The organism is Subtercola boreus, assembly GCF_003399635.1.
GTDB lineage: Bacteria > Actinomycetota > Actinomycetes > Actinomycetales > Microbacteriaceae > Subtercola > Subtercola boreus_B.
In genome coordinates, this window is sequence record NZ_NBXB01000012.1 from 1 (window position 1) to 11,422 (window position 11,422).

Genomic DNA, 11,422 nt, shown 5'->3' on the forward strand with positions numbered 1-11,422 from the left:
CGCCCGCCAACAAGGCGTCGAACCGCTGCCGGGCATCCAAAACCCACTCCATCACCGAAGCGATGTCAAAGGTCGAGGCTGGCTGGTTCATGCTCCAAGTCAAACACCAACCACTGACATTCCCTCAGTAAATCAGGGGCCTGGCAGGTCGAAATTCAAAAACTCTCAGAAACTTTTTCCGGCCCAGAAGAAGCCCACGAAAATACGGGACCCGCCGACTCGGAAAAGCCGACGAGCCCCGCACCTGAGACGGGCGCGCGGCCCCTACGCCTCCCACCAGGGCGTGATCACGGCACGCGCCAGCGTGTGCCCCGACATGTTGAAACCGAGGAACGCGGGTGTCGCACCGGCATCGATGCCGAGGGTCTCGACATCGAGAGCGTGAACACCGATGTGGTACGGGTGCTTGCCGCTTCCGGCAGGCGGAGCGGCCCCGAGGAAGCGGGCGAGGCTCGCGTCGTTCTTCAACTGGAACGCCCCCGCCGGGAGCGAAGCGCCCGACTCGTCACCAGCGCCCGTCGGAAGGGATGTGGTGGTGACGGGGATGTCGACGACGGCCCAGTGCCAGAACCCGGCACCGGTGGGCGCGAGCGGGTCGTAGACCGTGATCGCGAAGCTCTTCGTACCCTCGGGGAACCCCGACCAGCTGAGCTGCGGGCTGGTGTCGGAGCCGCCAGCGCCGAAGATGCCGCTCACCTGGGGGGTGGGCAGCTTCTCGCCGTCGAGAACGTCGGCGCTCGTCAGGGTGAAGGTGGGAACATCCACGATCTGGTCGTAGGGGTTGGTGGTGGTCGAGCTGGTCATGATTTTCTCCAATTGTCGTGACGTTGACCTCCTCATTGAGGTCGGGTCCCGAGGGAATCCCGACACCCTCAGAGTGCGTCATGCGCGCATCCGAAACCAGCAGTCTTATCGCATGGTGAGAAAGCGCTAGAGCCCCTTGGCGACGGCCGCCGCAGCCGCCAGCCAGGCCCGCCGGGTGGCCGGCTGCAGGGAGCTGTGCAGGATACGACCGGCCTTCAGCGCGGGGTCGAAGGGCACAATCACGACGTCCCGCACATACGGACGGAAGTCGTCGGCCATGCGTTCGGAGATGTTCTGCTCCTTCGGCTGCCACTCGGAGATCACGACGACGGCGTTCTTCGCAAGCTCTGCGGCCTTCTCGCTGCGGCTCTGTACGGCTTGCAGCGTGAGAAGAGCGGCCTGGGCGCGATCCTCCATGGTGGTGGTCGGCACGACGAGCTGGTCGGTGTGGTCGATCATCCGCAGCCAGTTCTCGGCGCGGTCACTATTGCCGGAGTCCATCAGGATGAGGCGGTAGTACTTCGCGGCGATACTGTGCACGATGTCGACCTCCTCGGCCGTCATCTCGTGGGTGCCGGAGGGGTCTTCGTCGGAGCGCAGCACGTCGAACTTGTCGGCCTGCTGGTGGTGCACGAACCGGGACATCTGACCGAACTCGGCACGGGCATCCAACAGGTCGTCGGCGTTGGCGAGCACATCGAGAACGGTGGATTCGTGCTCGCCGCGTTCTGTTCGCCAGCCGAGCGTGCCCATGGTCTCATTGTTGTCCCAGGCGAGCACGCCGCCGCCGCCGCTCCGGGCGAAGGCCGCCGCGAGGTTGGCGACCGTCGGGGTCTTGTTCGCACCGCCCTTGCGGTTGATCACGCTGATGGTGCGGTGGGCGGGGAAGTGACGGGAGATCGCCTCGATGTCACTGCGCTGCGCCTGCTCGGTGGGGCCGGGCTTGAAGTGGAATCCGAGGTGGTTCAGGAAACCCTTCAAGCCCTGCTCGGCCGGTTCGTCGACCTTCGCCACAGCGAGGAACGAGGGGGCGTCGAGCAGATCCTTCTGCCGGCTCGAGCCGGCTGGCGTGCCCTGACCGGAAGGAGTGGCCTGCGCCGACGGTGTGGCCCGCACGGACGAGGCGGTCGTGCGCGCACCCCTGACGGGGGAGGCTACGGTACGGGAGGGTGTTGGCATGGGGGACTCTGATCGTTCGGGTGTCAGTGCCAGCGCAGGGCGGGCGGATGCTGGCAAGGGAACCGGGAGGGGTGCGGGCAGGGGAACCGGGGCGGGCACAGGATCGTCGCTCTCGTCCGGGTCTTCTACGGCGTCTTCGTCGGTTTCGGGGTCTTCGGTGTCCGTGTCGTCGGCGTTGGTGTCTTCGGTGTCGTCGTCACCCTCATCGGCCATCTCGCCGATCGCGGAGTCGGTCCCGGTCCCGGTTCCGGTGCCGCCGAGCTCATCGGGGGCTTCGAGCCCTTGGGGGGCTTCTGATTCGGCGACGGCTTCGGCCCCGTCGGCCCCGTCCTCTTCGTCGAGCCCATCGGAGGCGTCGAGTTCTTCAGCAGGCACGAAACTCTCCTCCTCGATCGAACCGTCTTCGTCGGCGAGCAGGATGCTGCGGCCGGTCTCCGCCGTCACGGTGACTCGCACGGGGCGGCCGAGGTTCTCGGCCTCGCCCTGGATGAGGCCGACGAGCTCCTGGAGTGCCGAGCCCGCCGAGTCGGCAGCGATGTGCTGCTCCTCGCCATCGACTCGCAGCACGCCTGTATTGTCACCGCGGAGAACCGCCGTGATGTGTGGAGTGTCGAGCACCCGACTCTTGTCGATTGCCATACCAGCACCCCGCCTTTGATCAGATGAAACCAGACAACTTGTCCCATCTTAAGAGAGGGTGAAGTTTTTGAGGAAACCCCGGCTCGACCGGGCCTATTCGTCGGCCTCCGTGTAGGTGCCGTCGTGCTCCGCGGGACGGTCCTCGCGGTCGTCTCCTTCGGTGTCCGTGTAGCTGCCTGACTCTTCGCCTGCGGTCGATGCAGGAGTGGTCGCCGGCCCGGATTCCTCTTCAGGATTGAAGTGTGAACCATCCGGAACATGACCCACCGCGAGCCCGTCGTCGGAGTTGGGGATGGTGCCGCCGGTGCCGATATTCGTATCGCTCATGGTCTCACGCTAGGCCAGACGGCCCGCTCCCGGCAGGGGCTTGCTTTTCATCCTCGAGGTTGGAATGGAGCGTTGTGCCTGCGTACTGCTTCTTCGAGAGGACTCGGCGTTGCAGTTCGGGTACGACGTGTTCGACGAACTCCCGCAGTTCACCCGGTGGCGCGATGCAGCCCTCGAGGATGAATCCGCCGCCCCCTGATCCCGTCTGTCGCCGGCGTGCGCAATTCAGGCAGGGCCAGCCGCCATCGACCATGAGGAGCCAGCGGGCCGCTGGGCCTGAATTGTGTACGGGCCGCGAGGCGTGGGCCGGGATTCATGCCTCGGAACTGTGGGAGCGCGCCGCGGGAGCCCGGGATCAGGGCAGGAGGGCGAGTTTGCCGCCGGGGTGCTGGCCCTTCAGGAAATCGAGGGCCTCGCGCGCTTCGGAGAGCGGCCAGGTGCGGGCGATCGGCACGACGAGCCGGCCAGATCCTGCGAGGTCGATGAGGTGCGGGCGCACCCGGTTGCGGAAGGCCGCGCTGGCCGGCATCGCCCCGGCGATCGCCCGGATGCCTTCGGCTTCGGCCCGGCCGGGTGCTGCGATGGTCACGATGCGCTGCCGATCACCCACCAGCGCCAGCGACACGTCGACCGCCTCGTCGGTGCCCACCGCGTCGAGGGCGGCCACGATCCCGTCGGGGGCCGCCGCCCGCACGCGCTCCTCCAGGCCGTCGCCGTAGGCCACTGGATGCCCGCCGAAGCGCCGCACGACGTCGAAGCTGCCCTCGCTGGCGGTGCCGACGACTCTCGCGCCGAGGAGTGCCGCCTGCTGCATCACGCTGACGCCGACGGCTCCGGATGCTCCGTGGAGGAGGATCGTGTCGCCCGAGGTGACCCGGGTGACGTCGAGCATCTCGGCGGCGGTGGCACCGGCGAGGAGGAGGTTCGCGGCCTCGGGGAAGCCGAGGGAAGCGGGTTTCGCGAACACGTCGGCGGCCGGAACGGTGAGTGCGGAGGCGTAGCCGCCGGCGACCCGGAATGCGAGCACTTCGTCGCCCACCGCGCCGCCGCCCGAGGCGATCTCGGTGTCGGGTCCGAGGGCGGAGATCACTCCGGAGATCTCGTACCCCACCTGCACGGGCAGGAGGCTCCGGTCGCTCCCCGACGCTACGTGCTTATAGTCGGCCGGGTTCATGCCGGCGGCGCGGATCTCGATCGTGACCTCGCCCCTGCCGGGCGGGGCGAGATCCGCCTCGACCTCCTCGAACACGTCGAGCCCGCCGAATTCCTGTGCGATCCATTTGACTGCCATGCATTCCATTGAACACCCGGGTAGCGTTGGGTCATGGCTGAAACAGCGTCCGACCCGTTCCACGACTTCTCCGTTCCGCAGGATGCCGACCTCGTCGTTTCCCCGACGCCGAACGCCGAGAGCTCAGGCAACGACGGCGGTGACGGCGGTGACGACGCGGCAGGGTCCGGCGACAGAGAGCTCGACGACGACCCACTGGGCTCCACCGGCGCTGACCATGGCTGACGTCGGCTACATCTGGGTCGGCCCGCTCGAACACAACGGGGACTACCAGCGCGAGCTGTTGCGACGGCGCGGGGTGTCACGGTTCTACGAAGACGTCAGTGCGAACTCGGTCACACCCACCCGCTCGGAGCTCACCGCGCTGCTCGATGAGATCGGCCCGGGCGACACCCTGGTCACATGGCGCCTCGATCGGCTGGCGAGCACGCTCACCCAGGTGCTCTCGCTTCTCGAACTGCTCGGCAGCAAGCGCGTGGGAGTGCACTCGCTCACCGAGAACCTCGACACGACGGGGCCCGACGGCGAGGCTCTCCTGCGGGTCGTCCACGCGTTCACGGAGCTCGAACGAACGCTCACCCGCGAGCGCACGATGGTGGGCGTCTACGCCGCCCGGGCGCGCGGGCGGGTCGCCGGTCGGCCCCGGGCACTGTCGTCGACCAACGTCGAGCGGGTGCTGCTGCTCCGCGAGCAGGGTGCCTCGGTGCGGGAGATCGCCCAGCAGCTCGGCACATCCCGTGCCACCGTCTATCGCGCGCTCGAGCAGCAGAACGGCGGTGAGGAGGGTGCGTTCGCTGAGGAGGTTCCGGATGATCGACCTTCCCTGACCCTCACCTTCAGCACCCCGAGCCTCTCCCCGCCGGGCAGGCCCTCACTGACCGATTGAGCCGTGAACTGATCGAAACTGACCACTTCGGCGTGCTTCTCCGTATGATGGCGGAGTGCTTGCAGCGCAGCGACGCAATCTGATCCTCGACTTTCTGAGGGCCGATGGGGCAGTCTCCATCGGCTCCCTTGCCGAGCGTCTCCGAACCTCCGCCGTCACTGTGCGGCGCGATCTGGTCTACCTCGACTCCGTCGGCATGCTGACCCGCACCCACGGCGGGGCGGTGGCCGGGGCTCCCTCCCGCGAGTCGACCTACGCCGAGAAGATCGGCCAGGCGATGGAGGAGAAGTACGCCATTGCCCGGCTCGCCGCCACCCTCGTGCGGGACGGCGACGTTATCATCATCGGGCCGGGCACGACCACCGAGGCGTTCGCCGAGTCGATCCTCGATCGCACGGGACTGACCGTGATCACGAACTCCCTGCCTGTCGCCGAGGCCTTCGTTCCGGCCACCGCGAACGAGGTGATCATGACGGGGGGCACTCTCCGGGCGTCCATCCGGGCCTTCGTGGGGGAGACGACGAACCGGACCCTCCGCGGCATCCACGCCGACAGGACCTTCGTGTCGGGCAACGGGCTGGTGGCCGACTTCGGCCTGTCGACGCCGAACATGACCGTGGCGGACTCCGACAGGGCCATGGCCGCGGCAGGGCACGAAGTGGTGGCACTCGTCGACCACACCAAGTTCGGTGTGCGCACGGCGATCCAGACCATCGCCAGCGAGCAGGTGACCCATCTGGTGACAGATGCCGCGGCCCCGGCCGAGCAGTTGGGCGCCTTTGCGAGGCTGGGGGTAGCCCTGCACGTCGCCCAGGCGTGACCCGTCGCACAATCCTGCGCTGGACTTTTGGACACGATTTAGCAACAATGCATCCAGGGCGGTTTCTTTTGTGGAGGAAATTGCTATGTTCTGATCGTTAGACCTCATACCAACAAGGAAGTTGACCTCATGAAGATGAATCGAAAGGGACGCGGGCTCTTCTCAGCAGCAGCCTGCGTCGCCGTCGTCGGCCTGGCACTGACCGGCTGCACGAACACCGGCACCACCGCCACATCCGGAGACACCGCCGCCGCAACGGATGCCGCCCAGACCGCCGCTCCCGTCACCGGCCCGACCTGCTCGCTCGCCGACTACAAGGGCGACAAGATCGACCTGACCCAGGCGACCGTCGGCTTCTCGCAGTCCGAGAAGGAGGACAACCCGTTCCGCATCGCGGAGACCCAGTCGATCACCGACGAGGCCGCAAAGATCGGCGTGAAGAAGTTCATCAAGACGAACGCCCAGTCGACGCTGTCGAAGCAGATCTCCGACATCAACGACCTGATCTCGCAGGGTGCCCAGATCCTGATCGTCGCGCCGCTCAACTCGGATGGGCTGGAGCCTGCCCTCGCGGCGGCCCGGGCCAAGAACATCCCGGTCATCACCATCGACCGGAAGCTCAACGCCACGGCCTGCACCGACTACGTCTCGTTCCTCGGCTCGAACTTCGTCGAGCAGGGCAAGCGCGCCGCCGACCAGCTGATCGCGGGCACCGGTGGCACGGCCAAGGTCGCCGTTCTCCTCGGCTCCTCGGGCAACGGTGTGACCACCGACCGCACCTCGGGTTTCGTCGATGAGATCAAGGCCAAGGGTCCGAACATCACGGTCGTCGCCCAGCAGACGGGTGACTTCGCCCGCGACAAGGGCCAGTCCGTCACCGAGCAGCTGCTGCAGTCGAACCCCGACATCACCGCGATCTACGCCGAGAACGACGAGATGGGGCTCGGAGCACAGGCCGCGATCATCGCGGCAGGCAAGACGCCCGGCAAGGACATCCAGATCTACTCGATCGACGGCACGAAGAACGCTGTCGAGCAGATCGTCGCCGGTGCCTACAACGGAGTGATCGAGTCGAACCCGCGTTTCGGGCCGCTCGCCTTCCAGACGATCAAGGACTTCATGGCCGGCACGGCCGTGGGCCAGAACGTGATCATCCAGGACAGCGAGTACGATCCCTCCAACGCAGCCGCGAAGGTCGGCGCGGCCTTCTAACACGTGCGGTGCCGGCGGCGGGGAGACGATCCCCGCGGCCGGCACCTGCTTGTGTTCTCCTTCAACGATGAAAGGTTCAGTAGCGATGACGGATGCGCGTATTCCAGGGCTCGAGCCTCCCGTGCTCGAGGCGCGCGGCGTGACCAAACGGTTCGCCGGGGTCACCGCGCTCAGCGGGGTCGACCTCGTGCTGAGGGCCGGCGAGAGCATGGCGCTGATGGGCGAGAACGGGGCCGGCAAGTCGACCCTGATCAAGGTGCTGACCGGCGTGCACCAGCCCGAGGAGGGCGAACTGCTGCTTGATGGCCGGCCGGCGACATTCGCTCGCCCGCTCGACGCGCAGAAGGCCGGCGTGAGCACCATCTACCAGGAGGTCAACCTGGTACCGCTGATGTCGGTCGCCCAGAACATCTACCTCGGCAGGGAGCCGCGCGGGCAGGTGGGCCTGATCGACTTCCGCCGGATGTACGCGGATGCCCGGGCCCTCCTCGCGGAGTACGGGATCCAGGTCGACGTGCGTCGCCCTCTCCGCACCCTCGCTCTCGGCGTACAGCAGATGGTCGCGCTCGCACGGGCCGTCAGCATCAACGCGAACGTCGTCATCATGGACGAACCGACCTCCTCGCTCGAGGCGCGGGAGGTCGAGACGCTGTTCCGCGTGATCGGGCTGCTTCGGGAGCGCGGCATCGCGATCATCTACGTCTCGCACCGGATGGATGAGATCTACCGCGTCTGCGACACCGTGACGGTGCTGCGCGACGGCCGCGTGGTGCATGTCGGGTCGCTCAGCGAGCTGCCCCGGGTCGAGCTGGTCTCGATGATGCTCGGTCGCTCGGTGGAGAAGGTCGAGCGCGGGGGAGTGACCGCGTTCCGCGCGGCCAACGAGAGCGACGCGCCGCCGGTGCTGGTTGCGACCGACCTCAGCCGCAAGCACCAGATCGACGGAATCAGCCTCTCCATCCGTCCAGGGGAGGTCGTGGGGCTCGGCGGGCTCCTCGGCTCGGGGCGGTCGGAGACGCTCAAGGGGCTGTCGGGCGTGATGCAGCTCGACCGGGGCGGGGTGACGATCGACGGCAAGAGCGTGCGGAGCGGATCCGTTCCCGCCGCCATCCGTGCCGGCATCGTGATGCTGCCCGAAGACCGCAAGGCCGAGGGGATCGTGCCGAACCTCTCGGTGCGTGACAACATCGTGCTCGCGGCGCTGCCGAAACTCTCCCGCGGCGGTTTCACCTCCCGCCGCAAGCAGGATGCCGTGGTCGACGTCTTCATCAAGCGCCTGCACATCAAGGTGTCGAGCCCCGACCAGCTCGTCTCCGAGCTCTCTGGTGGCAACCAGCAGAAGGTGATGATCGCCCGCTGGCTCGCGATGACGCCCAAGGTGCTGCTGCTCGACGAACCCACCCGCGGCATCGACGTGGGGGCGAAGGCCGAGGTGCAGGCGCTGATCGACGAGCTCGCGCACGAGGGGCTGGCGATCGTGCTGGTCTCGAGCGAGGTCGAGGAGGTGGTCGAGGGATCGGCGCGGGTGATCGTGCTGCGCGACGGATCGATCGAGACCGAGCTGAGGGGCGACCAAGTCGACGAGAGCGCGTTGCTCGCGGCGTTGGCCGGGAGCGCATCATGACCCAGGCCACCGTCTCGCTCCGCGTGCCCAGCCGTTCGGCGGTGCTCGGCGTCTTCCAGAAGTACGGCGTGTACATCGCGATCGTGCTGCTGCTGCTCTACAACCTCGTCTTCACGCCAAACTTCTTTGCGGTCGACAACTTCCGCACGCAGTTCGTGCAGGTCGTGCCGGTGCTGATCGTCGCGCTCGGCATGGCGCTCGTGATCGGAACGGAAGGCATCGACCTCTCGGTGGGTGCCGTCATGGCGCTGGCCGCGGCGGTGATCCCCCTCTACGTCGGCTACGGGCTGGTGCCCACCCTCCTCATCGCGATCGGGGTCGGAGCGGTGATCGGCCTGCTCAACGGTTCGATGGTCGCCTTCATCGGGGTGCAGCCGATCGTGGCGACCCTCGCCGTGATGGTGGCCGGGCGCGGGCTTGCGCTCCTGATCGCGAACGAGCAGCTGAAGTCGGTGACCAGCCCCGAGGTGCTCGCGCTCGGCCGGGACTCGGTTCTGGGCATCCCGTACAGCGTGCTCATCGCCGCGGTGCTCGTGGGGGTTGTCGCCATCCTGGTCAACCGCACGACCTTCGGTAAACAGCTGATCGCGATCGGCGGCAGTCGCCGGGCGGCCGAGCTCGCGGGTCTGCCGGTGAAGCGGATCCTGCTCATCGTGTACGTGCTCTGTGCGTCGCTCGCCGCCGTCGCGGGGGTGATCGGCACCGCGCGGCTCGGCGCATCCGTTCCCTCCACCCTCGGCAACCTGATCGAGCTGTCGGCCATCACCGCGGTCGTCGTCGGCGGGACCCCGCTGAGCGGCGGGCAGGTGAAGGTGCTCGGCACGCTCGCTGGGGCGGTGCTGCTGCAGTTCATCAGCGCGACGCTCATCAAACACAACGTGCCGGATGCGTACTCGCAGATCGCGCAGGCGATCATCATCCTGGTCGCCGTCTACATCCAGCGTGGAAAGGCCCGCGTCAAATGACCACTCTCGAACCGGCGGCGGGGCCGACTACAGACCGGCAGGCCGCGCGCGAACGCATCGCAGGGCTGCTACAGAGCTACGGCGCGGCGATCGTGCTCGTCATCCTGCTCGTCGTCGGCGCGGTGGGATTCCCGACCTTCGCGACGCCCAGCAACTTCTCGAACATCCTGACGCAGTCGTCGTTCCTGCTGATCGTCGGGGCGGGCATGACCTTCGTGATCCTGACCGGCGGGATCGACCTCTCGGTCGGGTCGGTCTTCGCGCTCGGCGGGGTGCTCGCGGCCTACGGCTCGACGTTCGGGCTGCTCGGCGCGCTGCTGTTCCCGCTCGTGGTGTGCGGGCTGATCGGGGCGCTCCAGGGGTTCCTCATCGCCCACGCCGGCATGGCGCCGTTCATCGTGACGCTCGCGGGGCTCCTCGGGGTGCGCGGGCTCGTGCTCGCCACGACCGACGGCGGATCGACGACGCCGCTCATCACCGACCCCGTCGTGGTGGCGCTCGGCCAGGGGCAGGTGCTCGGCATCCACTGGCCCGTGTTCATCGCGGTGGTCGTGATCGTCGTGGGATCGGTGCTGCTCGCCCGCACCCGGGGCGGCCAGTCGATCTACGCCGTGGGCGGCTCGGAGAGCGCCTCGACGCTGATGGGGCTGCCCGTGGCGCGGGTGAAGTTCACGGTCTACGTGGTGTCGGGCGTCTGCGCCGGGCTCGCGGGGGCGCTGAACGCAGCGTACTCGTCGTCGGGCGTGCCGACCGTGGGGGTCGGGCTCGAACTGAACGCGATCTCGGCCGTCGTGATCGGCGGCACCCTGCTGGTCGGCGGGCGCGGCAATCTCATCGGCACCGTGGCCGGGGTGCTGCTGCTGAGCGTGATCCAGAACCTGATCAACCAGGTCGGCACGCTGTCTTCGTCGGTGCAGGCTGTCGTGTCGGGGGCGTTCCTGGCGATCGTGGTGATCATCCAGACGGTGCTGTCGCGCACGCAGCGCCTCTAGCCGCGCGGCCCCTTCTCCCCGCCCCCCTCTTCCCTAGGTGAGACACCTGCGGACAAATGAGATTGGCGCGCGCGTCTCACCTGTCCGCACGTGTCTCACGTATCCCGGCGCCGGGGCGGGTGATGCAGGTGCGGGCGGGACGTCGCCGGTCGGATGCCGGGGTCAGAAGCCGGTGGCCGCGATGACGCCGGAGTAGAGGAAGCCGGTCAGCACGCTGACGAGGCTGGCCGCGCCGAGGGCGGTGCCCGCGCCAGCCGCACCGCGGGGCGCGCCGGGGCGCAGCAGTGCCACGATGCCGAGCGCGATCGTCGCAAGCGCGATGACGATGGCGAGCACCGAGTGGGCGACTCCGAACGTGGCGAGCAGCTCATACATCCCCTGCCCGACGACCACAGCCTGCACGAGCGTGAACAGCACGTTGAACAGGATGCCCACCACCCCCACCATTAGTGCGACGATGCCGAGCGTGTTCCGCGCCCGCAGCGCGCCCGCCCCCTGGGGGCCGCCGCTATCCAGTCCGCCGCTGTCCGGCCCCGCGCTACGTTCGCTCATGCCCCTAGGGCGTGTCTCCTAATTCCTTGACCCAGATCGTGATTGCTCTGAGCACGGCGCCTCCGCGGTAGGTGAGGGCGAGTTTGTCGTAGCGGGTGGCGAGGCCACGCCATTGTTTGAAGGTGTTGAAG

At 67.7% G+C, this 11,422-nt stretch carries 12 protein-coding genes and 1 pseudogene; 7 read left to right on the plus strand and 6 right to left on the minus strand.

Annotated elements, in window-relative coordinates; translation table 11 throughout:
- Positions 1 to 264: 264 nt before the first annotated feature.
- The 4 genes from B7R22_RS04245 to B7R22_RS04255 all read right to left on the minus strand — a co-directional run bounded on the left by B7R22_RS04245 (position 265) and on the right by B7R22_RS04255 (position 4,240).
- Positions 265 to 804: a YbhB/YbcL family Raf kinase inhibitor-like protein gene (locus tag B7R22_RS04245; protein ID WP_116410568.1), complete on the minus strand. Its 540-nt coding sequence runs from the start codon at positions 802 to 804 to the stop codon at positions 265 to 267.
- 126 nt (positions 805 to 930) lie between these two features.
- Positions 931 to 2,622, minus strand: coding sequence for an AAA family ATPase (locus B7R22_RS04250; protein WP_116410569.1), 1,692 nt, complete (start codon positions 2,620 to 2,622; stop codon positions 931 to 933).
- A gap of 93 nt (positions 2,623 to 2,715) precedes the next feature.
- Positions 2,716 to 2,949, minus strand: a complete 234-nt coding sequence (locus tag B7R22_RS19090; protein WP_172582202.1) for a hypothetical protein — start codon at positions 2,947 to 2,949, stop codon at positions 2,716 to 2,718.
- Between the two features lie 355 nt (positions 2,950 to 3,304).
- The gene (locus tag B7R22_RS04255; RefSeq protein ID WP_116410570.1) at positions 3,305 to 4,240 is read right to left on the minus strand and encodes an NADP-dependent oxidoreductase; all 936 of its coding nucleotides are present in this window, start codon (positions 4,238 to 4,240) and stop codon (positions 3,305 to 3,307) included.
- A 33-nt stretch (positions 4,241 to 4,273) separates the two neighbouring features.
- On the opposite strand from B7R22_RS04255, the gene B7R22_RS19095 reads away from it, so the two are divergent.
- From B7R22_RS19095 to B7R22_RS04285, 7 genes are all read left to right on the plus strand, one after another.
- Entirely contained in the window at positions 4,274 to 4,465 is a 192-nt protein-coding gene (locus B7R22_RS19095) for a hypothetical protein (protein WP_172582203.1), read from the plus strand.
- Positions 4,458 to 5,126: a recombinase family protein gene (locus tag B7R22_RS04260; protein ID WP_172582204.1), complete on the plus strand. Its 669-nt coding sequence runs from the start codon at positions 4,458 to 4,460 to the stop codon at positions 5,124 to 5,126. Before B7R22_RS19095 ends, B7R22_RS04260 begins: the two co-directional genes overlap by 8 nt.
- A gap of 55 nt (positions 5,127 to 5,181) precedes the next feature.
- Positions 5,182 to 5,946: a DeoR/GlpR family DNA-binding transcription regulator gene (locus B7R22_RS04265; RefSeq protein WP_216363386.1), complete on the plus strand. Its 765-nt coding sequence runs from the start codon at positions 5,182 to 5,184 to the stop codon at positions 5,944 to 5,946.
- Positions 5,947 to 6,075: 129 nt separating this feature from the next.
- Positions 6,076 to 7,158: an ABC transporter substrate-binding protein gene (locus B7R22_RS04270; RefSeq protein ID WP_116410572.1), complete on the plus strand. Its 1,083-nt coding sequence runs from the start codon at positions 6,076 to 6,078 to the stop codon at positions 7,156 to 7,158.
- A gap of 67 nt (positions 7,159 to 7,225) precedes the next feature.
- Complete coding sequence (locus B7R22_RS04275) at positions 7,226 to 8,782, plus strand: sugar ABC transporter ATP-binding protein (protein ID WP_116410573.1); 1,557 nt, start codon at positions 7,226 to 7,228, stop codon at positions 8,780 to 8,782.
- Positions 8,779 to 9,747 (plus strand): ABC transporter permease, encoded by a 969-nt coding sequence (locus tag B7R22_RS04280; RefSeq protein WP_116410574.1) that lies wholly within the window; start codon positions 8,779 to 8,781, stop codon positions 9,745 to 9,747. Before B7R22_RS04275 ends, B7R22_RS04280 begins: the two co-directional genes overlap by 4 nt.
- Positions 9,744 to 10,739: an ABC transporter permease gene (locus tag B7R22_RS04285; protein ID WP_116410575.1), complete on the plus strand. Its 996-nt coding sequence runs from the start codon at positions 9,744 to 9,746 to the stop codon at positions 10,737 to 10,739. The genes B7R22_RS04280 and B7R22_RS04285 overlap by 4 nt, the downstream gene beginning before the upstream one ends.
- 162 nt (positions 10,740 to 10,901) lie before the next feature.
- Here the strand turns inward: B7R22_RS04285 and B7R22_RS04290 are convergent, their stop codons facing one another.
- Together B7R22_RS04290 and B7R22_RS04295 are read right to left on the minus strand one after the other, a co-directional pair.
- Entirely contained in the window at positions 10,902 to 11,291 is a 390-nt protein-coding gene (locus B7R22_RS04290) for a hypothetical protein (protein ID WP_147305296.1), read from the minus strand.
- 4 nt (positions 11,292 to 11,295) lie between these two features.
- Positions 11,296 to 11,422: pseudogene (locus B7R22_RS04295) on the minus strand (IS5/IS1182 family transposase); the annotation flags it as partial.

What these genes read in the sequence shown, in the direction of transcription:
- B7R22_RS19090 (WP_172582202.1), bottom strand. Translation starts at nt 2,949, where the DNA reads ATGAGCGATACGAATATCGGCACCGGCGGCACCATCCCCAACTCCGAC.
- B7R22_RS04275 (WP_116410573.1), top strand. Translation starts at nt 7,226, where the DNA reads ATGAAAGGTTCAGTAGCGATGACGGATGCGCGTATTCCAGGGCTCGAG.
- B7R22_RS04285 (WP_116410575.1), top strand. Translation starts at nt 9,744, where the DNA reads ATGACCACTCTCGAACCGGCGGCGGGGCCGACTACAGACCGGCAGGCC.
- B7R22_RS04250 (WP_116410569.1), bottom strand. Translation starts at nt 2,622, where the DNA reads ATGGCAATCGACAAGAGTCGGGTGCTCGACACTCCACACATCACGGCG.
- B7R22_RS19095 (WP_172582203.1), top strand. Translation starts at nt 4,274, where the DNA reads ATGGCTGAAACAGCGTCCGACCCGTTCCACGACTTCTCCGTTCCGCAG.
- B7R22_RS04290 (WP_147305296.1), bottom strand. Translation starts at nt 11,291, where the DNA reads ATGAGCGAACGTAGCGCGGGGCCGGACAGCGGCGGACTGGATAGCGGC.
- B7R22_RS04280 (WP_116410574.1), top strand. Translation starts at nt 8,779, where the DNA reads ATGACCCAGGCCACCGTCTCGCTCCGCGTGCCCAGCCGTTCGGCGGTG.
- B7R22_RS04270 (WP_116410572.1), top strand. Translation starts at nt 6,076, where the DNA reads ATGAAGATGAATCGAAAGGGACGCGGGCTCTTCTCAGCAGCAGCCTGC.
- B7R22_RS04245 (WP_116410568.1), bottom strand. Translation starts at nt 804, where the DNA reads ATGACCAGCTCGACCACCACCAACCCCTACGACCAGATCGTGGATGTT.
- B7R22_RS04255 (WP_116410570.1), bottom strand. Translation starts at nt 4,240, where the DNA reads ATGGCAGTCAAATGGATCGCACAGGAATTCGGCGGGCTCGACGTGTTC.
- B7R22_RS04260 (WP_172582204.1), top strand. Translation starts at nt 4,458, where the DNA reads ATGGCTGACGTCGGCTACATCTGGGTCGGCCCGCTCGAACACAACGGG.